This is a genomic window from Pseudonocardia sp. N23, from assembly GCF_002583555.1.
Classification (GTDB): Bacteria; Actinomycetota; Actinomycetes; order Mycobacteriales; family Pseudonocardiaceae; genus Pseudonocardia.
Genome location: NZ_BEGX01000035.1, coordinates 59146 through 85180, shown reverse-complemented (window position 1 = coordinate 85180; position 26035 = coordinate 59146). Strand labels below are relative to the sequence as shown.

At 73.9% G+C, this 26035-nt stretch carries 23 protein-coding genes; 13 read left to right on the top strand and 10 right to left on the bottom strand.

Going from position 1 to position 26035, the window contains the following annotated elements; all coding sequences use genetic code 11:
- Positions 1-60: 60 nt before the first annotated feature.
- The 5 genes from TOK_RS11890 to yaaA all read right to left on the bottom strand — a co-directional run bounded on the left by TOK_RS11890 (position 61) and on the right by yaaA (position 6922).
- Positions 61-1449 carry a DEAD/DEAH box helicase gene (locus tag TOK_RS11890; protein WP_253258328.1) on the bottom strand — a complete coding sequence of 463 codons (1389 nt, stop codon included), beginning with the start codon at positions 1447-1449 and terminating at the stop codon, positions 61-63.
- 373 nt (positions 1450-1822) lie between these two features.
- Positions 1823-2791, bottom strand: a complete 969-nt coding sequence (locus TOK_RS11885) for a serine protein kinase RIO (RefSeq protein ID WP_098957900.1) — start codon at positions 2789-2791, stop codon at positions 1823-1825.
- 349 nt (positions 2792-3140) lie between these two features.
- On the bottom strand, positions 3141-4763 hold the full coding sequence (locus TOK_RS11880; RefSeq protein ID WP_098957899.1) for an ABC-F family ATP-binding cassette domain-containing protein: 1623 nt from the start codon (positions 4761-4763) through the stop codon (positions 3141-3143).
- A gap of 160 nt (positions 4764-4923) precedes the next feature.
- Entirely contained in the window at positions 4924-6039 is a 1116-nt protein-coding gene (locus tag TOK_RS11875) for a polysaccharide deacetylase (protein ID WP_098957898.1), read from the bottom strand.
- A gap of 133 nt (positions 6040-6172) precedes the next feature.
- Positions 6173-6922 (bottom strand): peroxide stress protein YaaA, encoded by a 750-nt coding sequence (yaaA, locus tag TOK_RS11870; protein WP_098957897.1) that lies wholly within the window; start codon positions 6920-6922, stop codon positions 6173-6175.
- 307 nt (positions 6923-7229) lie between these two features.
- Here yaaA and TOK_RS11865 point away from each other — a divergent pair, with 307 nt between their 5' ends.
- Positions 7230-8543, top strand: a complete 1314-nt coding sequence (locus TOK_RS11865) for a bifunctional o-acetylhomoserine/o-acetylserine sulfhydrylase (RefSeq protein WP_098957896.1) — start codon at positions 7230-7232, stop codon at positions 8541-8543.
- A 9-nt stretch (positions 8544-8552) separates the two neighbouring features.
- The gene (locus TOK_RS11860) at positions 8553-9695 is read left to right on the top strand and encodes a homoserine O-acetyltransferase (RefSeq protein WP_098957895.1); all 1143 of its coding nucleotides are present in this window, start codon (positions 8553-8555) and stop codon (positions 9693-9695) included.
- 165 nt (positions 9696-9860) lie between these two features.
- On the opposite strand, the gene TOK_RS11855 is transcribed toward TOK_RS11860, so the two are convergent.
- Positions 9861-10550, bottom strand: coding sequence for a (2Fe-2S) ferredoxin domain-containing protein (locus TOK_RS11855; protein ID WP_098957894.1), 690 nt, complete (start codon positions 10548-10550; stop codon positions 9861-9863).
- 79 nt (positions 10551-10629) lie between these two features.
- Here TOK_RS11855 and TOK_RS11850 point away from each other — a divergent pair, with 79 nt between their 5' ends.
- Both TOK_RS11850 and TOK_RS11845 read left to right on the top strand, forming a co-directional pair.
- Positions 10630-12375, top strand: coding sequence for a proline--tRNA ligase (locus TOK_RS11850; protein ID WP_098957893.1), 1746 nt, complete (start codon positions 10630-10632; stop codon positions 12373-12375).
- Between the two features lie 119 nt (positions 12376-12494).
- The gene (locus TOK_RS11845; protein WP_098957892.1) at positions 12495-13292 is read left to right on the top strand and encodes an intradiol ring-cleavage dioxygenase; all 798 of its coding nucleotides are present in this window, start codon (positions 12495-12497) and stop codon (positions 13290-13292) included.
- A 2-nt stretch (positions 13293-13294) separates the two neighbouring features.
- Here the strand turns inward: TOK_RS11845 and TOK_RS11840 are convergent, their stop codons facing one another.
- Positions 13295-13705 carry a YjbQ family protein gene (locus TOK_RS11840; protein ID WP_098957891.1) on the bottom strand — a complete coding sequence of 137 codons (411 nt, stop codon included), beginning with the start codon at positions 13703-13705 and terminating at the stop codon, positions 13295-13297.
- Positions 13706-13819: 114 nt separating this feature from the next.
- Here TOK_RS11840 and TOK_RS11835 point away from each other — a divergent pair, with 114 nt between their 5' ends.
- Positions 13820-14842, top strand: coding sequence for an aminotransferase class V-fold PLP-dependent enzyme (locus tag TOK_RS11835; protein ID WP_098957890.1), 1023 nt, complete (start codon positions 13820-13822; stop codon positions 14840-14842).
- Here the strand turns inward: TOK_RS11835 and TOK_RS11830 are convergent.
- Both TOK_RS11830 and TOK_RS11825 read right to left on the bottom strand, forming a co-directional pair.
- The gene (locus TOK_RS11830; RefSeq protein ID WP_098957889.1) at positions 14839-15306 is read right to left on the bottom strand and encodes a ferritin-like domain-containing protein; all 468 of its coding nucleotides are present in this window, start codon (positions 15304-15306) and stop codon (positions 14839-14841) included. The genes TOK_RS11835 and TOK_RS11830 overlap by 4 nt on opposite strands.
- Positions 15303-15806, bottom strand: a complete 504-nt coding sequence (locus TOK_RS11825; RefSeq protein ID WP_098957888.1) for a hypothetical protein — start codon at positions 15804-15806, stop codon at positions 15303-15305. The genes TOK_RS11830 and TOK_RS11825 overlap by 4 nt, the downstream gene beginning before the upstream one ends.
- 150 nt (positions 15807-15956) lie before the next feature.
- Here TOK_RS11825 and rimP point away from each other — a divergent pair, with 150 nt between their 5' ends.
- From rimP to TOK_RS11785, 8 genes are all read left to right on the top strand, one after another.
- Positions 15957-16487 carry a ribosome maturation factor RimP gene (rimP, locus tag TOK_RS11820; protein WP_098957887.1) on the top strand — a complete coding sequence of 177 codons (531 nt, stop codon included), beginning with the start codon at positions 15957-15959 and terminating at the stop codon, positions 16485-16487.
- A complete protein-coding gene (gene nusA, locus TOK_RS11815; RefSeq protein ID WP_098957886.1) occupies positions 16484-17530 on the top strand; it encodes a transcription termination factor NusA in 1047 nt (348 codons plus the stop codon). Before rimP ends, nusA begins: the two co-directional genes overlap by 4 nt.
- Positions 17431-17919 (top strand): YlxR family protein, encoded by a 489-nt coding sequence (locus TOK_RS35040; RefSeq protein WP_306305135.1) that lies wholly within the window; start codon positions 17431-17433, stop codon positions 17917-17919. Before nusA ends, TOK_RS35040 begins: the two co-directional genes overlap by 100 nt.
- 94 nt (positions 17920-18013) lie before the next feature.
- Positions 18014-21070: a translation initiation factor IF-2 gene (gene infB / locus TOK_RS11805; protein ID WP_098957885.1), complete on the top strand. Its 3057-nt coding sequence runs from the start codon at positions 18014-18016 to the stop codon at positions 21068-21070.
- A 54-nt stretch (positions 21071-21124) separates the two neighbouring features.
- Positions 21125-21421 carry a DUF503 domain-containing protein gene (locus TOK_RS11800; protein ID WP_098957884.1) on the top strand — a complete coding sequence of 99 codons (297 nt, stop codon included), beginning with the start codon at positions 21125-21127 and terminating at the stop codon, positions 21419-21421.
- A 57-nt stretch (positions 21422-21478) separates the two neighbouring features.
- Positions 21479-21928 (top strand): 30S ribosome-binding factor RbfA, encoded by a 450-nt coding sequence (gene rbfA, locus TOK_RS11795; protein ID WP_098957883.1) that lies wholly within the window; start codon positions 21479-21481, stop codon positions 21926-21928.
- The gene (locus TOK_RS11790; protein WP_098957882.1) at positions 21928-22938 is read left to right on the top strand and encodes a bifunctional oligoribonuclease/PAP phosphatase NrnA; all 1011 of its coding nucleotides are present in this window, start codon (positions 21928-21930) and stop codon (positions 22936-22938) included. Before rbfA ends, TOK_RS11790 begins: the two co-directional genes overlap by 1 nt.
- Entirely contained in the window at positions 22935-24284 is a 1350-nt protein-coding gene (locus TOK_RS11785) for an MATE family efflux transporter (RefSeq protein ID WP_098957881.1), read from the top strand. Before TOK_RS11790 ends, TOK_RS11785 begins: the two co-directional genes overlap by 4 nt.
- A gap of 167 nt (positions 24285-24451) precedes the next feature.
- Here TOK_RS11785 and TOK_RS11780 read toward each other — a convergent pair whose 3' ends face one another.
- On the bottom strand, positions 24452-26026 hold the full coding sequence (locus TOK_RS11780; protein WP_098957880.1) for an ATP-binding protein: 1575 nt from the start codon (positions 26024-26026) through the stop codon (positions 24452-24454).
- Positions 26027-26035 lie beyond the last annotated feature (9 nt).

Genomic DNA, 26035 nt, shown 5'->3' with positions numbered 1-26035 from the left:
TGCTGTCGTCGTGCACCAACCCACCATTACCGGGCCGGTACCACCAGCCTCACAGTCAGGTCAGGCGGCGCTGGAGCGGCCGCCGGCCGACCGGCGGTTCCCACCTGCACGCGGCGCGCCGCGGCGGGCGCCACCGCCCGATCCGCCGTGACCGGCACCCGGGGCGCCGCCCTGGCGGCTGCGGGACCTGCCGCGGCCCGGGCCGCGGGGGGTGCCCTGCACGGCCTTCGGCGGCTCGGCCACGGCCACCCCACTGGGTGTCCGCGAGCCGGTGACCTGCGCCATCGCCGCCGCACCCGGGTAGACGTCGTGCACCGTCGGGCGCACTCCGGCCTGCCGGGTCAGCGTGTCGACATCGCGGCGTTCCTCCGGCGTCACCAGCGTCACCACGGTGCCGGACTCGCCACCGCGGGCCGTGCGGCCGGCGCGGTGCAGGTAGTCCTTCGGGTCGGCGGGCGGGTCGATGTGCACGACGAGGCTGACGTCGTCGACGTGGATGCCGCGCGCGGCGACGTCCGTGGCGACGAGGACCGGCGTGCGGCCCTCCTTGAAGTCGGCGATCGCGCGGTTGCGCTGGTTCTGCGACTTGCCGCCGTGCAGGCCGACCGCCACCACGCCGTCGCGGCGCAGGTTGCGCACCCAGCGGTCGACGCCGTGCTTGGTGCGGGCGAACAGGATCGTCCGGCCGTCACGTGCGGCGATCTCGGTGACGACCTGCGCCTTCGCCGCGGAGTCGACCCGCAGCAGGTGGTGGTCCATCGTGTCGACCGACGCGCGCGCCGAGTCGACCGCGCGGGTCACCGGGTCGTGCAGGTACCTGTTGACCAGCGCAGCGACGTCGCCGTCGAGGGTCGCGGAGAACAGCAGCCGCTGCCCGTCGGCGGGGGTGAGGTCGAGGATGGCCCGGACCTGGGGCAGGAACCCCATGTCGGCCATGCGGTCGGCCTCGTCGAGCGCGGTCACCTCGATCTCGGAGAGGTCGGCGGTGCGCTGCGTGGTGTGGTCGGTCAGCCGGCCGGGGGTGGCGACCAGCAGGTCGACCCCACGGGCCAGCGCGTCGGCCTGCCGGCTGTACGACAGTCCGCCCACGACGACCGCGGTGCGCAGCCCGAGGGCACGCGCGAACGGGTCGAGCGCGTCGACGACCTGCTGGGCGAGCTCGCGCGTCGGCACCAGGACGAGGCCGCGCGGCTTGCGGGGTGTCGCGCGGCCACCGGCCAGCCGCGACAGCAGCGCCAGCCCGAAGGCCAGCGTCTTGCCCGACCCGGTCTGGCCGCGACCCAGCAGGTCACGACCGCTCAGGGTGACGGGCAGCGTCGCCGCCTGGATCGGGAACGGCGCGGTGAAGCCCTCGGACGCCAGCGTGCGCAGCACCGGCTCGGGAAGGCCGAGGTCGGCGAACGCGGGCATGCCCGACTCGGGCGTCGTCCACAGTTCCTCGGGCGGCATCGGGGTGGCGGGACGGGCGGGGGCGGTGGGGCGACGGTTGGAACCGCGCCCACGGCCACGGGCCTGCTGGGGACGGGCACGACCCGAACCCGAGCGGGAAGAACGATCGGCGGAACCCGCGGAACGGGCCTGCTGGGGAGCCAAGAAAAGGACCTCCGGACGTGGCACGTCGCACGGAGCTTGCCTCGCCCGTCGAGAAGACGGGCGGGTGATCGCGGGGACGAGCCCGGGCGCAACACAGCGCCCACATGGGATGAAGCTTCGGACACGTCCGCGACGGATGCGGCCCCAGATATCGGGTCGGGGGTCACCGGGCCGGGGTCGGCCGGGCCGGACGCTCGTGATCAGCCTACCCGAGCGTCCGGCCCGAACCTCACCGGTGTGACGTTCCCGGGTGCGTGATCCCCAGCTCGGCGGTCAGATCCGCCAGCAACGCCTCCCGCGCCGCCGTCGCGCCGGGCAGCCCGCGGGCGGCGAACCACTCGGCGATCCGGTCCACGTCACGACCCAGGTACGACGGCCCGAACGGGTTGCCGACGACGTCGACGACCTGCGGCAGGTCGATCACCACGAGCCTGCCGTCGTCGACCAGCAGGTTGAACGCCGACAGGTCGCCGTGGGTGAGGCCGTGCCGGGCGAGTCCGAGCAGCGCCTCGCAGAGCTGCGCCCACAGGTCGGCCAGCTCGGCTGTGTCCGGTCGCAGCTGGGCCAGGCGAGGGGCCGCGGAGTCCCCGTCACCGACGAGCTCCAGCAACACCTCGGTCTCGTCGACCGACACCGGGTAGGGGACGGGAACGCCGGCCGCCCACAGCGTCGACAACGCCGCGAACTCGGCCCGCGCCCACTGCCCGGCGAGCAGGTCGCGGCCGAAGTCGGTGCGTGACGCCATCGCCCGGGTCTCGCGGGACCGACGGACCCGCCGGCCCTGCAGGTAACCGGCGTCGCGGTGGAACATCCGGTGCTCCGAGGAGCGGTACCGCTTGGCCGCCATCAGGATCCCGGTTTCGCCGGGCTCCGCGCGGCGGACGAGGTGGACGTCGGCCTCCTTGCCGGTCTTGAGCACGCCGAGCTCGGTGTCGACGGCGCCGGTGGCCGTCACCACCCAGCCGGGGCGTGGCTCGGGCCCCTTGTCGGCGGCGTCCCAGGTCGACCAGCGGTCACCCTCCGGTGGGCCGTCGACGTCCTCGCCCGCCCGCCCGTCGAGTTCGCGGGGCGGCGGGGTCGGACCGGTGGTGCGCCGCCGGCTGCGCGAGACGTACGCGTCGTCGGCGGGGTCGTGCTCGTCGTCGAAGCGGCGGCGCCGTGGCCGGCCGCGGGTGAACGATCGATCGTGGGATGGCACTGGTGGGGTCTCCTGGACCGTGAGGTCCCCACCGGGTGTGGACGCGCAAGGACGCGCTAACAGCGGCGTCCGGCGTCGGCCGGCGGGGTGAGGACGGGACGAGGTCGGGCCACGTCCCGGGCGGCGGTCGACATCGGGCACCTCCTGCGGTCGGGTCCGGACGGTCGATCGGGACCGTCCGGTCGGTGCCGATCGTCGCGGGCCGGGCGCACGGAGCGCAACGCATTAACCGTGCGCAACCTCACTGCTGCGCGCCGGCCCGCCGACAGCGGTGAGGGCGCGCCCGACCATCCGCGCGCACCGTCGTCGCTGCTCCGGGCCGCACGGACAGCAGGGAGGTCGCGGCCGGTCAGGGGGTCGCGCCGCCGGGCGCCTCGACCAGGGCGCCGCCGTGCAGCGCGACCCGGCGGTCGACACCCACGTCGGCCAGGAACCGATCGTCGTGGCTGACGACGACCAGGGCGCCCCGGAACGCCCGCAGCGCGCCCGCGAGGCGCGCGGTGCCGGGCATGTCGAGGTTGTTGGTGGGTTCGTCGAGCAGCAGCAGCTGCGGCGCGGGCTCGGCGAGCAGCACGCAGGCCAGGGTGGCGCGCAGCCGTTCGCCGCCCGACAGCACGCCGACGGGCTTGTGCGCCTCCTCGCCGGGGAAGAGGAACCGGGCGAGGATCGTCATCCGTTGCGAGCGCGGCATCCCGGGCGTCACGGCCTCGAGGTTCTCCACCACCGAGCGATCGGGCTCGAGCAGGTCGAGGCGCTGCGAGAGCCGCGCGGCCCGCCCTCCGGCGCCACGGACGTCACCGGCGTCGGGCACGAGCTCACCCGACAGGACCCGCAGCAGCGTCGACTTGCCGGAGCCGTTGGCGCCGACGAGCGCGATGCGTTCCGGGCCCCGGATCGTCAGGTCGATGCCGTCGCCGAACAGCGAGCGCACTCGGATCCCCTGCGCCGCAACGACGGTGCGCCCGGCCGGCACGGTCGTGTCGGGGAGGTCCAGGACGAGTGCGGCGTCGTAGGTCAGCCCGCGCTCGGCGTCGTCGAGCCGGGCCCGCGCGCGGTCGACGCGGTCGCCGTGGGTGCGGTCCGACCGGGCGGCGGACTCCTGTGCCCGCCGGGCGAGGCCACCGGCGACGATGCGGGCGAGCCCGGCGTCGGGCAGGCCCCGGGCGGCGCTGCCCGCACGCCGGTCGGCCCGCTCGCGGGCCTGCTGCATCGCCCGCTTCTCCCGCTTCACGTCCTGCTCGGCCGACCGCACCGCCCGCTGCGCGGCCTCGCGCTCGACACGGACGGCCTCCTCGTAGGCGTCGAGGTTCCCGGCGAACACGCTCACGCCGTCGCGTCCCAGCTCCGCGATCCGGTCGGCCCGTTCCAGCAGCTCCCGGTCGTGGGTGGCGACGAGAACGCACCCGGGCGTGCCGTCGAGCACCGCGAGCAGCCGCTCGCGGGCGTCGCGGTCGAGGTTGTTGGTGGGTTCGTCGAGCAGGAGCACGTCGGGGCGGCGCAGCAGCAGCGCGGCGAGCCCCAGCGACACGACCTGCCCGCCGGACAGGGTGCCGAGCGTCCGGGCGAGGGCCACGCCGCCGAGACCGACGCGGTCGAGTTCGGCACGGCTGCGTTCCTCGACGTCCCAGTCGTCACCGACGGTGGTGAAGTGTTCCTCGGCGGCGTCGCCCGCCTCGATGGCCGCGATGGCGGCGATCGTCTCGGCGACGCCCAGGACCCCGGCGACGGTGACCTCGGTCGGGAAGGGCAGGTCCTGGGGGAGCAGCCCCACCGGCCCGGCGGCGGTGACGCTGCCGGTGCTGGGCGTCAGCGCCCCGGCGACGAGCCGCAGCAGGGTGGTCTTGCCGGCACCGTTGGGCGCCACCAGCCCGGTCAGGCCGGGACCGACGGCGAAGGAGACGCCGTCGAGCACGACGGTGCCGTCGGGCAGGACATAGGAGAGGGCGGAGCAGACGATCGAGGGATCGGACACGAGCAGACCTCACGGGACGAGGGACGACGGAGTGCCGCGGTGCGCCCTCGGGGTTTCGTCACCCGGTGGCGCGGTCCCTGCCCGTCATCTGTGCTCCGTCCGTGCGTCCGCCAGTGCCGATGACCACCTTACGACAGGCCGCCACCCGTTTGCGGGTGTGTCAGGGGCGGGGCTGGGGCTCCGCGTGCAGCGCGGCCAGCACCGCCGGGTCCTGCAGCCCCATCCATTCGATGACCTGCTGGTATGTGGCGCAGGCCGTCTCGGGCCGCAGGCACACCTCGCCCATGAACGTCTCGACGGCGGTGCTGAACGCGCCGCCGTTCCAGTCGTTGAAGTGGTTGCCGACGACGAGCGGGGCCCGGTTGCCGGTGAGTGCGGCCTGGTAGGCCGTGAAGTAGGCGGCGACGGTCCACTCGGTGAACAGCGACGCCTTCTCGGGTTCGTCCTTGGCGCCGTTCATGGAGAACCACAGGTTGTAGTCCATCATGATCACCCGTTTGCCCAGGGCGGTGACGGTGACCGACGGCATCGGGAACTCCCAGACGCCGTTCGTCTTCGACGGCCAGGTGAGCGATCCGGACGTGCCGCTGCTGTCGTAGACCATCCCGTGCGCGACCATCGCCGGGAAGAGCTGGTCCTTCTTGCCCTCCAGGCACGGGGTGCGCCCGCCCCTGACGGTGCCGTCGGGCAGGTCGAGCCCCGGTGCCTCGCGCACGAAGCGGAAGAACTGGTCGAGCTCGGAGTCCCACTGTGCGGTGGTCCACTTCGCCCCGGACGGCTCGGAGCCCGCGCAGAAGTGGCCGTTGTAGTGGGTGCCGATCTCGTGGCCCGCGGCGAGCGCGGTCTTGAGGTTGCCGATCCGGGTGGCGATGTCGGCCTCGCTGCCGCCGAACCCGACCGACGACTTCCCGGGAGCATGTCCGGGGCCGGTGTAGCGGGTGCGTTCGTTGTTGGGGACGAGGTAGAGGCCGGTGAGGAAGCCCGTGAACCGGGCGTTGGACCGCTGCGCCAGCGGCAGCACCCGCTTCCAGTGCGAGTCGGCGCCGGCACCGTCGAAGGAGAACAGGACGAACTGCGGCGGCCGCTCGCCGGGGCGCAACGGGCGCATCCACTCGGGAGGGCCGGGCGGCGGGGGTGGGGGCTCGTCGGCCGACGCGGTGCCCGCTGCCGACGGGATGCCGGCGACCTCCGCCTTCGGCGCGGTCAGGGCCATCGTCAGGAACAGTCCCGCCGCCACGAGTGCGGCCACGATCGCCAGGTTGCTCCGGGTCCGCATCGACTCTCCACTCGGGCCCGAGCGCCGGGCCGTACCGCATCCTGACGCTACTTGCCGGCCCTCCCGAAACGGACACAGGCCCGGGCGTGTCGCGGATCTCGTCGCCGGTCCGTGGCCGATCGTCCGGGCAGCGTCACGCCGGCACGATCACGGCGAGTGACGACGGTGCGGGGCGCTCGACACGCATGCCCGCCCGGCGGGCGATGGTGGCCACCGCGGCGGCGTCGGCGGGCTCCGCGCGGGTCCCCGCCAGCACCCGGGCCAGCGCTCCCTTGTGGGCCTTGTTGAAGTGGCTGACGACGCTACGGCTGCCGTCGGGTCTCTCGGCCAGCACCGTGACGTCGACGGCACCGGGAACCCGGCCCAGCGCGGCGTAGGACCCGGACCGGAGGTCGACGACGAGCTCGCCCGCGGCGACCGCGGCCAGTACCGGGTCGAGGACGGGCCGCCAGCGCGCCGCGAGGGTCCCGCCGGCGGGCAGCGTGGAGCCGGCGGAGAGCCGGTAGGCGGGGATCGGGTCGCCGGCACGGACCAGGCCGAACAGTGCGGACCCGACGGCGAGCCGGGCACGGGCGCGGGCGGCCGCGGCGCCGCGCAGCGTCGTGACGTCGAGCGCGTCGTAGAGCACCCCGGTGTAGCGGTGCAGCGCGGGCATCGTCGGCGACTCCCACAGTCGTGCGTTGCGGGTGACCTCGTCGTCCTGGCGGGGCGAGAGCCCCAGCGCGGTCCGGCTCGCGGGCAGGTCGGCGGCCAGTTCGACGAGCTCGTCGGCCAGCACCTTGCGCAGGCCGCCGAGCTCCGGGAACGTCAGGGCGTCGAGACGGAGCGGAGGTCCGTCGCCACCGTCGCGCTTGGTCTCCGAGGGCGGCAGCAGCACGAGCACGGCGCAAGACGCTACCAACGATGTGAGGGGTGGTTGTGCGGCCACATCGGCACCGGATACCTTCGCGGCGTGATCTTCCTCGTGGCGCGCCTGCATGTCGACAACATGCGGGTCACGAGTGCGGCCTGTCGCAGTCGCTGACTCGACCCGCCGATGTTCCCGGTCCTCCGCACCGGGGTGTGCCACCGGGCCACGGTCCACAGGTCCAGAGGCGACCGTCGGCAGGCCCCTCGCGCCGGACAGAATCGATCCGGGCGCGCTCGTCCCCACATCCAGCCGAAGCACGTCCTCACGCAGGAGAAGCATCGTGACCGACACGACCGACCCCACCGCCGCTTGGTCCTTCGAGACCAAGCAGGTCCACGCAGGCGCCACCGCCGACCCGACGACCGGCGCACGTGCGACCCCGATCTACCAGACCACCTCGTACACGTTCCGTGACAGCGACCACGCCGCAGCCCTGTTCGGGCTGGCCGAGCTGGGCAACATCTACACGCGGATCATGAACCCGACCCAGGACGTCCTCGAGCAGCGCATCGCGGCGCTCGAGGGCGGGATCGGCGCCGTCGCGGTGGCCTCGGGCCAGGCCGCGTCGACGCTCGCGATCCTCAACCTCGCCGAGTCGGGCGACCACTTCGTCTCCAGCGCCGCGCTCTACGGCGGCACGTACAACCTGTTCCACTACACGCTGCCGAAGCTGGGCATCGAGGTCACGTTCGTCAACAACCCCGACGACCTCGACGAGTGGCGCGCCGCGATCCGGCCCAACACCAAGCTCTTCTACGCCGAGACCATCGGCAACCCGGGCAGCAACGTCCTCGACATCCGCGGTGTCGCCGACACGGCGCACGAGGCGGGTATCCCGCTGATCGTCGACAACACGGTGCCCACGCCCTACCTGGTGCGGCCCATCGAGCACGGCGCCGACATCGTGGTCCACTCGGCGACGAAGTTCCTCGGCGGTCACGGCACCTCGATCGGTGGCGTCGTCGTCGACTCGGGCAACTTCGACTGGGGCGTGCACGCCGAGGCCTTCCCGGGCCTGACGACGCCGGACCCGAGCTACCACGGCCTCAACTACTGGGACGCGCTCGGTCCGCTGGCCTACCTGATCAAGTTCCGGGTCCAGCTCCTGCGCGACATCGGTCCGGCCATCGCGCCGTTCAACAGCTTCCTGCTCATCCAGGGCATCGAGACGCTGTCGCTGCGCATCGAGCGGCACGTGCAGAACGCCCAGGCCGTCGCCGAGTGGCTCGAGGCCCGCGACGAGGTCGAGAAGGTCCACTACGCCGGCCTGCCGTCGAGCCCGTGGCACGCCGCCGCCCAGAAGTACCTGCCGCGCGGCGTCGGCGCCATCGTCGCGTTCGACATCCGCGGCGGCGTCGAGGCGGGCAAGAAGTTCGTCGACGCACTCGAGCTGCACAGCCACCTGGCCAACATCGGCGACGTGCGCAGCCTGGTGATCCACCCGGCCAGCACCACCCACAGCCAGCTCTCCGGCGAGGAGCAGCTGGCCACGGGTGTCGGTCCCGGCCTGGTCCGGCTGTCGGTGGGTCTCGAGGGCATCGAGGACATCAAGGCCGACCTCGAGGCGGGCTTCCGCGCGGCCAAGGGCGCCTGAGCAGAGGTCATGAGCACCACGAACTCCGTCGTCCTCCCTCCCGCCAGCGGTGCCTGGCGGGAGGGGGACGACCCCGGTCGTCGTCAGTGGGTGCAGCTGCCGGCGGCGCTGCGCCTGGAGGGCGGCGGCGAGCTGCCCGGCGTCCGGATCGCCTACGAGACGTGGGGGACGCTCAACGCGCAGCGGACCAACGCGGTCCTCGTGCTGCACGCGCTGACCGGAGACAGCCACGTCGTCGGCCCGGCCGGACCGGGGCATCCCACCGCGGGCTGGTGGCAAGCCGTCGTCGGGCCCGGCCGCGCGCTCGACCCGGCCGAGTGGTTCGTGGTGGCGCCCAACGTGGTCGGCGGCTGCCAGGGGTCCACCGGCCCGTCGTCGACCGCCCCCGACGGGGTGCCGTGGGGGAGCCGGTTCCCCCTGGTGACCGCGCGCGACACCGTCGCCGCCGAGACCGTCCTCGCCGACGCGCTGGGCATCGACACGTGGGCGTGCGTCATCGGTGGGTCGATGGGTGGCATGCGGGCGCTCGAGTGGGCGGCGTGCGAGCCCGACCGCGTCCGCAGGCTGTTCGTGCTGGCCGCGCCCTCGGCGACCTCGGCCGACCAGATCGGCTGGGCCGCACCGCAGCTCGCCGCGATCCGCGCCGACCCGGGATGGAACGGTGGCGACCACCACGACCTCCCCGTCGGCAAGGGCCCCCACGCCGGGCTCGGCGTCGCCCGGCGCATCGCGCACCTGAGCTACCGCAGCGGCTTCGAGCTCGCCACCCGCTTCGGCCGCGACGCCCAGAACGGTGAGGACCCGTGGCACGGCGGCCGCTACGCCGTCGAGTCCTACCTCGACCACCACGCCGACAAGCTGGTGCACCGGTTCGATGCCGGCTCCTACGTGCGGCTCACCGAGCTGATGAACGCCCACGACGTCGGCCGTGGCCGGGGCGGGGTGGCGTCGGCGCTGCGCCGGGTGCGGGCGACGACGTACGTCGCCGGGGTGAACTCCGACCGGCTCTACCCACTGGAGCAGTCGATCGAGATGGCCGAGGGCATCCCGGGCGCGCAGCTGAAGGTGATCGACTCGCCCTACGGCCACGACGGGTTCCTCATCGAGGACGCGGTGGTCGGTGCGCACCTCACGTCACTCCTGCGCGAATAGGGGCCCTTACCCGCGTGGGGTGATCGAGAGCGACGCAGAGCTCAGGGAGATCGTCTCCGAGCCGCCGGCCGCCGTCGCGGACAAGGTGATCGACCACGTCGACCCGAGCCGGCGCGGTTCATCGCCACGAGTCCGTCGACATCGCCCTCGCCGCCGGCACGAGGCTCAACCGCTACTGACGTCCGCCCGCCGTGCCGCGAGCGCCCTCGCCACGCTCGGGTCCACGCGCTGGTGCCAGGTGCCCTCGGGATCGTCCCCGGGCGTCTCGATGACGATCGGGCCCAGGTTGCACGGTCCGAGGCAGCCGATCGGCGTCACCAGGGTGCCCGGCTCGTCGCGTGCGGCGGCGGACAGCGCGCGGTGGGTGGCACCCGCGCCGTGCGCGGTGCAGCGCGGGCCGCGGCACAGCAGCAGGTGCCGGTCGTGGCCCGGGAGCTCGGACCACGACGGGGCGCGGAACCCACCCGGCGACGCGGTGACCGCCTCGCCCTCGCCGTCGGTGAGGGCCGCGACGGCGGCGGCCGCTCCCGCGCTCGCCGTGAGGTCGTCGGCGAGGCGGACGTCGAGCTGCAGCGGAGCCCGTGTCTCGCGCCAGTTCGCGACGGCCTTGGCGATCCAGGTGCGCAGGTAGGCGTCGGCGGGGACGGCGAGGGGGACCAGCAGCGCGGTGCCGGCGCCGTCGCGGACCGCCTCGTCGAGCACATCGTGGATCGACGGCTCCGCCTGGTCGAGGTGCGCGACGCGGACCGGGTCGGCGACGGAGGCGGCCACCGCCGCGGCGAGCCCGGCCAGCGAGCGGGCGTCGACACCCGAGGGCGTGGGACGGGCCACCAGCACCACGACACGGCTGCTCATCCGCACATCCAAGCCGATGACGACCGTCGTGCCGTAACCGGGGCGAAGTCCGTCGGCGGTCGTCGCTACCCTTGCGCGCGTGTTGACCAGGATGTCGTCGCTGTTCCTCCGCACCCTCCGCGAGGACCCGGCCGACGCGGAGGTGCCCAGCCACAAGCTGCTGGTCCGCGCCGGCTACGTCCGCCGTGTCGCGCCGGGCGTGTACTCCTGGCTGCCGCTGGGCCTGCGCGTCCTCCGGAAGATCGAGGAGATCGTCCGCGAGGAGATGGACGCCTTCGGCGCCCAGGAGATCCAGTTCCCCGCGCTGCTGCCCCGAGATCCCTACGAGGCGACGAACCGGTGGACCGAGTACGGCCCGAACCTTTTCCGGCTCAAGGACCGCAAGGGCAACGACTACCTGCTCGGGCCCACCCACGAAGAGCTGTTCACCCTCGCGGTGAAGGGCGAGTACTCCTCCTACAAGGACTACCCGGTCCGGCTCTACCAGATCCAGAACAAGTACCGCGACGAGGAACGCCCCCGCGCGGGCATCCTGCGCGGCCGCGAGTTCCTGATGAAGGACTCGTACTCCTTCGACCTCTCCGACGAGGGCCTCGCCGAGTCGTACGCGTTGCACCGCAAGGCGTACACGAAGATCTTCGACCGGCTCTCGCTGCGCTACGTCATCGTGTCCGCCACGTCGGGCGCCATGGGCGGGTCGGCGTCGGAGGAGTTCCTGGCCGAGGCCGAGACCGGCGAGGACACGTTCGTCCGCTCCGCGTCCGGCTATGCCGCCAACGTCGAGGCCGTCACCACGCCCGCGCCCCCCGCGCAGCCGATCGACGACAAGCCCGCCGCGCAGGTCCACCACACGCCCGACACGCCGACCATCGAGTCGCTCGTCACGTTCCTCAACGGCGCCGGGCTCGGCCGGCAGTTCACCGCGGCCGACACGCTCAAGAACGTCCTGGTGAAGCTGCGGCAGCCCGGGTCGGACGAGTGGGAGGTGCTCGGCGTCGGTGTGCCGGGCGACCGCGAGGTCGACATGAAGCGCCTCGAGGCCGCCGTCGCCCCCGCCGAGGTGGCGCTGCTGGAGGACAAGGACTTCGCCGCCCACTCCTTCCTCGTGAAGGGCTACATCGGCCCGGGCGCGCTGGCCGCCAACGGGGTCCGCTACCTGGTCGACCCCCGCATCGTCACCGGCACCGCCTGGGTGACCGGTGCCGACAAGGCCGACCACCACGTCGTCGACCTGGTCGCGGGCCGTGACTTCACCCCCGACGGCACCATCGAGGCCGCCGACGTCCGCGCGGGCGACGAGGCCCCCGACGGCAGCGGGCCGCTGGAGTCCGCCCGCGGCATCGAGATCGGCCACATCTTCCAGCTCGGCCGCAAGTACGCCGACGCGTTCTCCCTCGACGCGCTGGGCCCCGACTCCAAGCCCGTCCGCATCACCATGGGCTCCTACGGCATCGGGGTGTCGCGCCTCGTCGCCGTCGTGGCGGAGCAGAGCCATGACGGGTCGGGTCTGATCTGGCCCCGCGCGGTGTCCCCGTACGACGTGCACCTCGTGATCGCCGGCAAGAACGAGGAGATCACCGCGGGCGGGGAGAAGCTCGCCCGCGAGCTGGAGTCCGCCGGTCTGTCGGTGCTGCTCGACGACCGCAAGGCCTCGCCAGGCGTGAAGTTCGCCGACGCCGAGCTCGTCGGGGTGCCGACGATCGTCGTCGTCGGTCGCGGGCTGGCCGACGGGAAGATCGAGGTCAAGGACAGGCGCAGCGGCGAGCGCGTCGAGGTCGCCCTCGACGGTGCGGTCGCGCACCTGGTGGGGCTCGTCCGCGGCTGACCCACGTGAGTGGCGCCACTCACGAGCACAGCGGACGCACAGCTCGTTCCCAGCCGGCGGCGGGGTGCACTCGGGACGGTGGTGACGGGACACCCCCACCACGCCTCCGAGGAGCCCTTGTGCACGACGACGACCACGACGACTTCGGGGGCATCTCCCGCGACCTGCCGCGGCTGCTGGGCAGGCGCCGGCTGCTCGGCCTGCTCGCCGGGGCGGGGGCGCTGACGCTCGCGGGCTGCGCGGCCGGGACGACCGGCTCGGCGGCGGCCACGACGGCGTCCGGCGCTGCGGGGCCGGGGTCGGGGGAGATCCCCGAGGAGACCGGCGGGCCCTACCCGGCCGACGGCTCCAACGGCCCGAACGTCCTCGACGACGCCGGGATCGTCCGCAGCGACATCCGCTCCAGCTTCGGGTCGTCGACGACGACCGCGCAGGGCGTCCCGCTGCGCATCGACCTGACACTGACCGACACGAGCGGAGCCGCGATGCCCGGCGCGGCCGTCTACCTGTGGCACTGCGACCGCGACGGCAACTACTCGCTCTACTCCCGCGGCGTCACCGGCGAGAACTACCTGCGTGGCGTGCAGGCCGCCGACAGCGCGGGGAAGGTGTCGTTCACCAGCATCTTCCCGGCCTGCTACGCGGGTCGCTGGCCGCACGTCCACGTCGAGATCTACCCGGCCCTCGACCAGGTGACGTCGTCGGGCAACGCGGTGCGCACCACCCAGCTCGCGCTGCCGCAGGCGACCTGCGAGACCGTCTACGCCACCGACGGCTACCCGGGGAGCGTCCGCAACCTGTCGCAGGTGTCGCTGGACTCCGACAACGTCTTCCGCGACGGCTGGGACCGCCAGCTGGCGACGATGACCGGCGACGTGGCGTCCGGATACACCGCGGCCCTGCCCGTGAGGGTCTAGGGTCAGCCGGCCAGGAACGACAACCGCACCGTCCGTACCGGGTTGTCGACGTTCGTGTCCACCAGGCACACCGACTGCCACGTCCCCAGCGTGGCCTGCCCGGCCAGGACCGGCACCATCAGCGACGGCGAGATGATCGCGGGCAGGACGTGGTCGCGGCCGTGACCGTGGCTGCCGTGCCGGTGGCGCCAGCGGTCGTCGGCGGGTAGCAGGTCGCGTAGCGTCGCGAGCAGGTCGTCGTCGCTGCCGGCGCCCGTCTCGACGACGGCCAGCCCCGCCGTCGCGTGCGGCACCCAGATGTTGAGCAGCCCGTCGCCGGCGAGCGCGGCGCGCAGGAACGCGTCGATCTCGGCGCCCAGGTCGCGCACCGTCTCCGAGGTACCGGTCCGGATCTCGATCAGCTCGCTGTGCATCGCGACCACGCTACCGGCGACCCTGCGAAGCGCTTCCCGGAGCGAACGAACGGCACAGTCGTGCCACGGGGTGCGTCACGGTGCCGTTCGTCCGGGGTCGGTAGCGTCGCGCCGATGCGGACCGCGTTCGGCGAGATCTTCGACGTCCCCGCCGGCTACCTGAACTCGGCGAGCGTCGGTGTGCCGCCGCTGCGGGTGGCGGAGGCCGTGGGCGAGTCGGTACGGCGGTGGGGGAGCGGGCACCACTCCCCGCCGGAGTTCGACGCGCCCGTCGCGACGGCGCGCGCCGCGTTCGCCTCGCTGGTCGGGGTGGGCGCCGACCGGGTCGCCATCGGGACCGCCGCGTCGCAGCTGCTCGGCCCGATCGCGGCGGCCGTGCCCGACGGGGCGCGGGTCGTCGTGGCGGAGCGGGAGTTCACCAGCGTCTCGTTCCCGTTCGCGGTGCAGGCCGGACGCGGGGTCACGGTCACGGAGGTGCCGCCCGACCGGCTCGTCGAGGCCGCGGCGGAGGCCGACGTCGTCGCCGTCAGCGTCGTGCAGTCCGCCGACGGCCGGATCGCCGACCTCGACGGGCTGCGCGCGGTCCGGGAGCGGCACGGCACCCGGGTGGTCCTCGACGTCACCCAGGCCGCGGGCTGGCTGCCGCTGTCGCTGGCGTGGGCCGACGTCGTCGTGGGCAGCGGGTACAAGTGGCTGCTCGCACCGCGCGGCACGGCCTGGATGGCGCTGCGCGACGACGTCGAGGCCGTCCCGCACCTCGCGGGCTGGTATGCGAGCGAGGACCCGTGGACGGGCGTCTACGGGCTGCCGCCGCAGCTCGCCGCCGATGCGCGGGCCTTCGACGTCTCACCGGCGTGGACGTGCCAGGTCGGGGCGGCGGGGTCGTTGCCGTGGCTGGCCGGTCTCGACATGGCGGCGGTGCACGCGCACTGCACCCGGCTCGCCGACGCGCTGCGCGTCGCGCTCGGCACGGCGCCGACCGGGTCGGCGATCGTGAGCGTGGCCGCGCCCGGCGCGATCGGGCGGCTCGCCGCGGCCGGGGTGGCGGCGTCGGCCCGCGCGGGTGGTGCGCGGGTCTCGTTCCATCTCTACAACACCGCCGACGACCTCGACCGTGCCGTCGCGGCCCTTCGTTAGGGCGTGCGGCCGGGGAACGTCGGCACCACCGGCGTCAACCCCGCCGACGACCGCCACTGCATGCACCTGACCGTTCCCGACACGAGTGCGTCGAGAGCGGCGGCCCGCAGCGGCTTGTCGGTGGTGCGCTCCAGCACGGACCGCCACGCGGCCAGCGTGTCGGTCTCGGCGACGACGGCGAGCTGCTCGGCGGTGGGGCCGTCGGTGACCGGTGTCGGCGGCTTGTACGACGGCAGCGCCGAGACCGGACGCGCCCCGACGTCGCTGAGCGTCTGCTCGATCAGCCCCCGAAGGGTGCGGTGCGCGTCGGAGTCGCCGCGGGCCCGCTCCGCCAGGTCTGTCGGCAGGTAGGCGACGATCAGCGAGTACGCCCACAGCGCCGCGTGCTCGGTCTCCAGCACGTCCTGCAGCGCGTCGATCGAGGCCTGGTCGACCGACGCGCGCTGCTGCGCGGGGCCGCTCACGACAGCACCACCGTGTACGCGGCACAGCACGCGGCGACCCCTGCGACCAGGCCGACCCGCGCCGCCGGCAGCGTCGCGACGAGCGCGCCCGCGTCGTTCGCCGACTTCTTGAGAGAGGCGAGCACCGACGCGGTCGTCGGGTTCGCGGGCGGCGCGGTCGACGTCGCCGGCGTGGCCGGTGCCGGGGTGCCCCCGGCCAGCCGGGCGACCTCCGTCTCCAGCGCCGCCGCGTGGTCGGTGCGGGCCTGCCGGGCGGGGGTGAGGCGGTCGGTGAGCGCGGGGCTGGCGGTGATGGCGGCTCCGATCAGTTCGGCGTCGTCGCGCGCCGCGCGGGCCAGCGCGATCAACGGGTCGGGCCCGCTGCTGCCGGACGCGCCGTCGCACGCCGACAGCGCCGCGCCCGCGACCGGGGCCAGCGCCGCGAGTGCGATCAGCCGCCGCCGGGTCAACCGGACCGGCCCGGCCGGGACGGGGAGCGATACCAGGCCGCGGGGACTCACGGCGGGCCATCCTGCCAGGCCGCCTCCGAGAGCCGTCGCGATACCCTTGGCGGCCCACCCGGCACGGCGCGGCGACAGTGCGCAGGCCCTGTGGCGGCCGAGCGCGATCCGTCCGTGCCGCGAACCCGTTCACGTCAGGAGTTGTCCCGAATGCCCACCCCCGACCAGGTCGGCCGGCAGCTGCACGAGCTGCTGGCGCCGATAGTCGCCGACGCCGGATTCGAGCTCGACGAGCTCGACGTCCGCGCGACGGGCCGGCGGCACACGGTCAAGGTCGTCGTCGACTCCGCCGACGACACCGCGGGGGTGAGCCTCGACGTCATCGCGACGCTCAGCCGCGCCGCCTCCGCCGAGCTCGACCAGCACGAGCACCTGATCGGCGGTTCCTACACCCTCGAGGTCACCTCCCCGGGCGTCGACCGGCCGCTCACGCTGCCCCGGCACTGGCGGCGGGCGTTCCTGCGGCTGGTCGAGGTGACGCCGGTCGACGGTGACAAGCTCACGGGTCGCGTCGGCCGCGCGGGCGACGACGCCGTCGACCTCCTCGTCGACGGCGAGATCCGCGCACTGCGCTACACCGACGTCGAGAAGGCGCTGGTCCAGGTCGAGTTCAAGCAACCGCCGGACGCCGAGGTCGAGAAGCTCGGCGGGCGTGTCGAGCGGACGGAGGACGAGGTATGAACGTCGACATCGCCGCCCTGCGCGCGATCGAGCGCGACAAGGACATCCCGTTCGACATGGTCCTCGAGGCCATCGAGACGGCACTGCTCACCGCCTACAAGCACACCGAGGGCCACGAGTCCCACGCCCGCATCGACATCGACCGCAAGTCCGGACTGGTCCGCGTGCTGGCCCAGGAGCTGGGCGAGGACGGCACCGTCGACCGGGAGTGGGACGACACCCCCGACGGCTTCGGCCGCGTCGCCGCGACGACCGCGCGGCAGGTCATCGTGCAGCGCCTGCGCGACGCCGAGCACGAGCGCACCTTCGGCGAGTTCTCCGCCAAGGAGGGCGAGATCGTCACCGGCGAGGTGCAGGCCGACTCGCGGGCCAACGCCCGTGGCGTCGTCGTCCTGGCCCTGTCGGGGTCGCAGACCGAGGGCGCGCTGCCGCAGACCGAGCAGGTCCCCGGCGAGCGCTACCAGCACGGCGACCGCATCAAGTGCTACGTCCTCGGCGTGACCCGCGGCCAGCGCGGCACCCAGATCACGTTGAGCCGCACGCACCCCAACCTCGTCCGGAAGCTGTTCGCCCTGGAGGTCCCCGAGCTCGTCGACGGGTCGGTGGAGATCGTCGCCATCGCCCGCGAGTCGGGGCACCGCACCAAGATCGCGGTCCGCTCGACGGTGTCCGGGGTGAACCCGAAGGGCGCGTGCATCGGTCCGATGGGTGCCCGGGTGCGGGGCGTGATGAGCGAGCTGGCCGGCGAGAAGATAGACATCATCGACTGGTCGGACGACCCGGCGACGTTCGTGGGCAACGCCCTGTCGCCGTCGAAGGTGGTGTCGGTCACGGTGATCGACGCGAAGACACGCACCGCGCGGGTCGTCGTACCCGACTTCCAGCTGTCGCTCGCGATCGGCAAGGAAGGGCAGAACGCCCGGTTGGCGGCACGACTGACGGGGTGGCGCATCGACATCCGCAGCGACGCCGACCCCCGCAACGTCACCGACGAGGAGACGGCCGGGGTAGCCGGAACCACGGGTACGGAGTCGGTCGGCTGATCGGCGACGCGCTACACTCGCAACCGGCCCACTGCCAGGGGCCGACTCCCGATCGTCCGCTCGCCGGATCCGGTGCTCGCACCGGCTCCGAACCGGTGCGGACATGCGTCGGGTGTCGGAACCGGGCGGAGGCCTGTGGTCTGTTGCGTGTCGTTGTGGTGGACGGGGTTCTGACCCCTGACCCGCGGCGGCGGCTACCGGGCCGGGGTGCCTGGCTGCACCTCGATCCGGAGTGCCTCGACCGCGCCGAGCGTCGCTCGGCGTTCCCGCGCGCTCTTCGAGTGCAGGGACCGCTGGACGTCGCAGCGGTGCGGTTCCACCTGCAGGCCCACGGGGCACGGGAGACTCCCGCGCTCGACACACCAGGAAGCAAGGTCGACCCGTCATGAGCCAGTCGTGAAGATCGCACCATGAACGTGCTTCGACACTAGGTTCGAGGTCGAGCGGATCCTGCCGCCCGGCCTCCGGAATTAGAGGAGTGCAGTGGCAGGCAAGGCCCGCGTGCACGAGCTCGCAAAAGAGCTCGGTCTCAGCAGTAAGCAGGTCCTGAGCAAGTTGCAGGAACTGGGCGAGTACGTGAAGTCCCCGTCGTCGACGGTGGAGGCCCCGGTGGCGCGCAAGCTGCGCGACTCGGTCTCCGGTGGCGGCAACGGCAACGGCCGTCGTGGGGGCAACCCCGGCGGTGGCGCACGTCCGCGACCCGCGTCCCCGGCTCCGTCCGGTGGCGCCCCCACTCCCGGCCCGCGTCCCGGTGCTCCCGGTCCGCGTCCGGGTCCGCCCGCGCCGCGTCCGGTCGCGGAGCCCGCCGCCCCCGCGGCGGCACCGGCGTCCGCTCCGGTCGCCCCGGCGGCCTCCGCCGAGGCCCCGTCGCGTCCCGCCGCGTCCGGACCCCGTCCGGGTCCGCGTCCCGGCCCGCGTCAGCAGCCCGCGGCCGCCGAGTCGACCCCGGTCGAGGCGCCCGCGCCTCCGGCCGAGTCGACCGACGAGCCCGCGCGTCCCGCCCCGCGTCGCCAGGAGGCCCCCGCGCAGCAGCAGCCCGCTGCCGCCGCGGCCACCGACGGTGCGACGGTGCCGCCGCGCCCGCAGGCGCCCAAGCCCGGCCCGCGCACCCCGCGCGTCGGCAACAACCCGTTCGGTGTCGGCTCCGGCGCCCCGCCGCGCCCGGCCACGCCGCGTCCCGGCCCGCCCGCGCAGCCGGGTGGCGGTTCCGCGCCCGGCCAGGGCGGTCAGCGCCCCGGTGGTCCCGGCCAGGGCGGTCCCCGTCCCGGCGGTCCCCGTCCCGCTGGTGACGCCGGTCGTGGTGGGCCTCGCCCGCCGTCGCCCGGCAACATGCCGCCGCGGCCCAACCCGGGCATGATGCCCGCCCGGCCGGCCGCAGGCCGGCCCGGTGGCGGCCCTGGTGGACCCGGTGGTGGCCGTGGTGGCCCCGGCGGTCGTCCGGGTGGTCCCGGCGGTCGTCCCGGTGGTCCCGGCGGCGGTGGCGGCGGTCGTCCCGGTGGCGGCGGTGGCGGTTTCCGTCCCGGTGGCGGTGGCCCCGGTGGCGGTGGCGGCGGCGCTCCTGCCGGTGGTGGCTTCCGTGGCCGTCCCGGTGGCGGCGGCGGTGCGCGTGGCCGCGGCGGTGCCGCGGGTGCGTTCGGTCGTCCCGGCGGTCCGGCCCGCAAGGGCCGCAAGTCGAAGCGGCAGAAGCGTCAGGAATACGACGCGATGCAGGCCCCCTCGGTCGGCGGCGTCCGCCTTCCGAAGGGCCAGGGCGAGACGATCAAGCTCGCCCGCGGTGCGTCGCTGACCGACTTCGCCGACAAGATCAACGCCAACCCGGCCTCGCTCGTGCAGGTGCTGTTCCACCTCAACGAGATGGTCACCTCCACGCAGTCGGTGTCGGACGAGATCCTCGAGCTGCTCGGCTCGGAGATGAACTACAACGTCGTCGTCGTCAGCCCGGAGGAGGAGGACAGGGAGCTGCTCGACAGCTTCTCGATCTCCTACGGCGAGGACGCCGGTGGCGAGGACGACCTGGTCATCCGCCCGCCGGTCGTGACCGTCATGGGTCACGTCGACCACGGTAAGACCCGGCTGCTGGACACGATCCGCAAGGCCAACGTCATGGAGGGCGAGGCCGGCGGTATCACCCAGCACATCGGTGCCTACCAGGTCGTGACCGAGCTCGAGGGCTACGAACGGCCCATCACCTTCATCGACACCCCGGGTCACGAGGCGTTCACCGCCATGCGTGCCCGTGGCGCGAAGTCGACCGACATCGCGGTGATCGTGGTCGCGGCCGACGACGGCGTGATGCCGCAGACGGTCGAGGCGATCAACCACGCCCAGGCCGCCGACGTGCCGGTCGTGGTGGCGGTGAACAAGATCGACAAGGAGGGGGCCAACCCCGCCAAGATCCGCCAGCAGCTCACCGAGTACAACCTCGTGGCCGAGGAGTACGGCGGCGACACGATGTTCGTCGACATCTCGGCGAAGCAGGGCACCAACATCGACGCGCTGCTCGAGGCCGTGCTCCTGACGGCCGACGCCTCGCTGGACCTGCGGGCCAACCCGGCCATGGAGGCCCAGGGTGTCGCGATCGAGGCCCACCTCGACCGCGGTCGAGGTCCGGTGGCCACGGTGCTGGTGCAGCGCGGAACGCTGCGGGTCGGCGACTCGATCGTCGCGGGCGACGCCTCCGGGCGCGTCCGGCGGATGTTCGACGAGCACGGTGACGACGTCATCGAGGCCTACCCGTCGAGCCCGGTGCAGGTCATCGGCTTCACGTCGGTGCCCGGCGCGGGCGACACCTTCCTCGTCGTCGACGAGGACCGGGTGGCCCGCCAGATCGCCGACCGTCGTCGCGCCCGTGAGCGCAACGCCGAGCTGGCCAGCCGCCGCAAGCGCGTCTCGCTCGAGGACCTCGACGCCGCGCTGAAGGAGACCAACCAGCTCAACCTGATCATCAAGGGTGACAACTCGGGAACCGTCGAGGCTCTCGAGGACGCGCTCATGAAGATCGAGGTGGGCGAGGAGGTCGAGCTGCGGGTCATCCACCGCGGCGTCGGTGGCATCACCGAGGGCGACATCAACCTCGCGATCGCCGACAACGTCATCGTCCTGGGCTTCAACGTCCGGGCCGAGGGCAAGGCGACCGAGCTCGCGAACCGCGAGGGCGTGGAGATCCGGTACTACACGATCATCTACCAGGCCATCGAGGAGATCGAGGCCGCGCTCAAGGGCATGCTCAAGCCCGAGTACGAAGAGGTCGAGCTGGGTCGCGCCGAGGTTCGTGAGGTCTTCAAGTCCTCGCGGGTCGGCACGATCGCCGGTTGCCTCGTGATGTCCGGCGAGATCCGCCGCAACGCGCGCGGCCGCCTGCTGCGCGACAACGTCGTGATCGCCGAGAACCTGCCCGTGGCTTCGCTGCGGCGGTTCAAGGACGACGTGGTCGAGGTCCGCGAGGGCTTCGAGTGCGGCTTCACGCTCGGCAACTACAGCGACATCAAGGTCGGCGACGTCGTCGAGACCTTCGAGATGCGCGAGAAGCCGAGGGTCTGACCCGGTTCCCGGCGGCGGCCCCACTCGGGGCCGCCGCCGGTACGGGTCGTCGCCATGTACGTCGGAGCACTGGAGCTCGACGTCCTGCTCGGGGACGTCCACTCCCTCAAGGAGAAGCGGTCGGTCGTGAGGCCGATCGTCGCCGAGCTGCGCCGCAGGTTCGAGGTCGCCGCCGCCGAGGCCGGCGACCAGGACCTGCACCGGCGGGCGCTGGTGGGGGTCGCGTGCGTCGCGGCCGACCACGCCCACGTCGTCGACGTGCTCGAGCGCTGTGAGCGGCTCGTCGCGTCCCGACCCGAGATCGAACTGCTCTCGGCCCGCACCCGCATCATGGGTCCAGAGGACGACTGAGCATCAATGCTGTAGGTCGTGCGCCCCGGCGCGCGGCACGGAGTGAGGAGACCGGAGATGGTCGACCAGGCCCGCGCGCGGCGGCTCGCCAAGCGCATCTCCCAGATCGTCGCGCACGAGCTGGAGCACGAGATCAAGGACCCGCGGCTGGAGATGGTGACGATCACCGACGCCCGCGTCACGGGTGATCTGCGGGAGGCGACCGTCTTCTACACGGTGCTCGGCCCCAGTGTCGACGTGGACCCGGACGTCACCGGTGCCGCCGCCGCGCTGGCCAGCGCCAACGGCGTGCTGCGCTCCAAGGTGGGGCAGCAGACCGGCATCAGGCACACGCCGAGCCTCGCGTTCGTCCTCGACGTGGTGCCCAACGAGGCCCGTCGTATGGAGGAGCTGCTCGCCCGCACCCGCGCCTCCGACGAGGAGGTCGCCCGGCTCGCCGCCGGTGCGAAGCCGGCCGGCGAGGCCGACCCGTACCGGGCGCCGCGTACCGACGACGACGAGTCCTGATGACGGCGACGGCCGGGCGGGGGCCGACCGGCGTCCCGAGCACCACGGCCGCGGCCGTCGCCGCTGCGGCGGAGCTGCTCGCGACGGCGCGTGACGTCACCCTCGTCGCCCACGTCCAGCCGGACGCCGACTCGCTGGGCAGCGCGCTCGCGCTCGGCATCGTCGCGGCCCGGCGCGGTGCCACGGTGCGGGTGTCGTTCGCCTCGCCCGCGCAGCCGCCGGAGTCGCTGCGCCCGCTCGACGCGCTCGGCCTGCTCGTCGCACCCGAGGCGGTTCCCGCGGCACCCGAGCTGCTCGTGATGTGTGACACCGCGGCGCCGGAGCGGCTGGGCTCGCTGGCCGACCGGCTCGTCACCGCCCGGTCGTCGCTGCTCATCGACCATCACGCGTCCAACCCCGGGTTCGGCGACGTCCGCATCCTCGACCCGTCGGCCGAGGCGACCGTCGTGCTCGTCCACCGGCTGCTGGCCGAGATGGGTGCCCCCGTCGACCGGCCCGTCGCCACCTGCCTCTACGCCGGGCTGGTCACCGACACCGTCGGCTTCCGGACCGCCGGGCCCGCCGCGCACCGCATGGCGGCCGAGCTGCTCGAGGCAGGGGTCGACGTCGAGGCCGTGCTGCGACCGATCAGCGACGACCACCCGTTCACCTGGTTCGACGACCTCGCCGGCATCCTGCACGCCGCCACCCTCGACGTGACCGCGGCGGGTGGGCACGGGCTCGTGTCCGCCGTCGTGCCCGCCGCGGTGATGGGCCGCCACCGCGTCGAGGAGGTCGATGGCGTCGTCGACCTGCTGCGCACCGCCTCGGAGGCCGACGTCGCCGCAGTGCTGAAGCAGGTGGGGCCTCGTCGCTGGTCGGTGTCCATGCGCTCGCGGACCGTCGACGTCGCCACTGCCGCCGTCACCCTCGGCGGCGGCGGTCATCCGCGCGCAGCGGGCGTGACCCTGGACGGCGACCCGGACGAGGTCCTCGCGCGGCTGCGTGCCGCGCTCACCGCAGCGGGATGAACGGGGGAGCAGCCCGCGTCCCCGCCCGCGAGATCGTCCGGCTCGCGCTGCCCGCGCTGCCGGTGCTGGCGGCCGAGCCGCTGTACGTGCTCGTCGACACCGCGGTCGTGGGGCGCCTCGGTGCGTTGCCGCTGGCCGGGCTCGCCGTCGCCGGGGTGATGTTCGCGCAGGTCACCAGCCAGCTGACGTTCCTGTCCTACGGCACGACGGCGCGTGCCGCCCGGCTGCACGGCGCGGGCAGGCGGTCGGCCGCGGTCGGGGAGGGCGTGCAGGCGACGTGGCTCGCGCTCGTCGTCGGGCTGGTCGTGCTCGTCGTCGGGCAGCTGGTCGCGGAGCCGGTCGCGAGCGCGCTCGGCGGCACCGACGAGATCGCCGGCGCCGCGGTGTCGTGGCTGCGGATCGCCCTGTTCGGGGCGCCGCTGATCCTGGTGACGCTGGCGGGCAACGGCTGGATGCGCGGCGTCCACGACACGGTCCGGCCCATGCGCTACGTCCTGGCGGGCAACGGCCTGTCCGCGGTGGCGTGCCCGATGCTGGTGCACGGCGTCGGCGGCTGGGACGGCTGGGGGCTGGAGGGGTCGGCCGTCGCGAACGTCGGCGCGCAGGTCGTTGTCGCCGGGCTGTTCCTCACCGCCCTGCTGCGTGAGAAGGCCGCCGCCCCCGCCGCCGATCCCGTCCCCCTGCGCCCGCACTGGTCCCTGATCCGCGCCCAGCTCGGCCTGGGCCGCGACCTGGTGCTGCGCAGCCTCGCGTTCCAGGCCTGCTTCCTGTCCGCCACGGCCGTCGCCGCCCGGTTCGGTGCCCCGTCGGTGGCCGCGCACCAGATCGTGCTGCAGCTGTGGGTGTTCCAGTCGTTGACGCTCGACGCCGTCGCGATCGCCGCGCAGGCGTTGATCGGGTCGGCGCTGGGTGCCGGGGGAGTGGACCGGGCCAAGGCCGTCGCCGGGCAGATCGCCCGCTACGGGACGGTCATCGGCTGTCTGTGCGGGATCGTGTTCGGGGCGCTCTACTTCGTGCTGCCCGGAGTGTTCACCCAGGACGCGGCCGTGCTTGCCGTCGTCCCGGTCGCGTGGTGGTTCTTCGTGGCGCTGCAACCCGTCGCCGGGCTGGTGTTCGCCCTCGACGGCGTGCTGCTCGGGGCCGGTGACGCCGCGTTCCTGCGGACGACGACGCTGCTCTCCGCGGCCCTGGGGTTCCTGCCGATGATCTGGCTGTCGCTGGTCTTCGGCTGGGGGCTCGCCGGGATCTGGACGGGGCTGACGCTGTTCATGGTCGGGAGGCTGGTGGCGGTCACGACGCGGACCCGCTCGGGCCGCTGGGCCGTCGCGGGCGCCGTCCGCCCCTGAACACGGTCGGCCCCTGAACACGGTCGGCCCCTGACGCCGGCCGTGCTCCGCCAGGCGCCGCGGGCACTCCGGCGTGTCGTGAGAGCTGTGCGGCGGCGCTGACGACACGTCCGTGGTCGGGCCGTCGACCTGCACGTCCGTCGTGCGCCCGGATCTGCGACGCGGGCTCAGAGGCGGGGCAGGACGACGCGCATGCAGGTCCCCGGCGTCGCGTCCGTGACCTCGATCGTCCCGCCGAGCCGCGCGACGACGCGTGCGACCAGCGCCAGCCCGATCCCGCGCGGGCGTCCCGGTTCGGCGCGTTTGGACGACCAGCCGCGGGCGAACACCTCGGTGCGCGCCGACTCCGGGATGCCCGGCCCGGTGTCGGCGACCTCGATCGACCGACCTGCCGGCCCGTCGGTGAGGGTGACGCCGATCCGGCGCTGCCCCGCGGGGACGGCGGCGACGGCGTCGAGGGCGTTGTCGAGCAGGTTGCCGAGGATCGTGAGCAGGTCGTCGGGAGCCCACGGCCCGGGCTCGGTGTCGTCGTCGACGTGCAGGACGACGCCCCGGTCCGCCGCCGCCCAGCCCTTGTCGGCCAGCACGGCGGCGAGCACGGGGTCGCCGACGGTGACGTCGTCGAGCGGGCCGCGGGCCCCGCGCACGGCGGCGGACCCGGCCTGCAGCGCGTCGTCGGTGCTGCCGAGCTGGACGAGCGTCAGCACCGTCTGCATGCGGTTGGCGAACTCGTGGGCCTGCCCGGCCATCGCCTCGGCGCGCCCGCGGGCGTCGTCGCGTTCACGGACCGCGGCAGCCAGCTCGGTGCGGTCGCGCAGGGTCACGACGGCCGTCCCCGCCCCTGCGGCGGGCCCGGCGGGGGTGCGGTTGACCAGCAGCACCCGCTCACCGGCCAGCGCCAGCGCGTCGCGGACCTCGCCGGGCTGGCCGACGATCTCCCGCAGCGCCGGGTCGACGCCGAGCTCGGCGAGCCCGCGGCCCTGCAGCGATCCGTCCGGAAGCCCCAGCAGGGCCCGGGCGTGCGCGTTGACCACGACGACCCGGTCCTCGGCGTCGACGACGAGCAGCCCCTCGCGCACGGCGTGCAGCACGGCGTCGTGGTGGGCGTAGGCGGCGGCGATCTCCTCCGGCTCGAGACCCAGGGTCTGGCGGCGCACCCGGCGGGCCAGCAGCCACGCCAGCGCGGCGCCGACCACCGCCGCACCCGCGGCCGTCCCGATGATCGCGGGCAGCCAGGCGACGACCTGGTCGCCGATCCGGGTCGTCAGCTGGCCGACGGCGACGAGCCCGGCGACCCGGCCGTCGGGCGTCCGGACCGGGACGACCGAGCGCACCGACGGGCCAAGGGTGCCGACGTAGGTCTCGCTGACGGTGCCGCCCGCGGCCGCGGGGGCGATCGTGCCGATGTATCGCTCGCCGATCCGGGCGGGGTCGGCGTGGCTGTAGCGGATGCCGTCGACGGTCATGACCACGACGAACGCGGTGCCCGTCCGGAACTGGATCTGCTGGGTGAGGGGCTGCAGGGTCGCGGCCGGGTCGGGTGCGGACAGGGCGGCGACGACCGCCGGGTCGACGGCCGTCGTCTCCGCGGTGGCGAGGGTGAGGGCCGCCGCCCCGTCGTCGGCGGCCGCCCTCGCACCCCACACCCCGAGGCCGGCCAGCCCGCCGACGGTGAGCAGCACGGTCACCACCTGGAGCACCAGCAGCTGCCGGACCAGCCGGGACCCGCGACGTCGGCGCATCGAGCGATC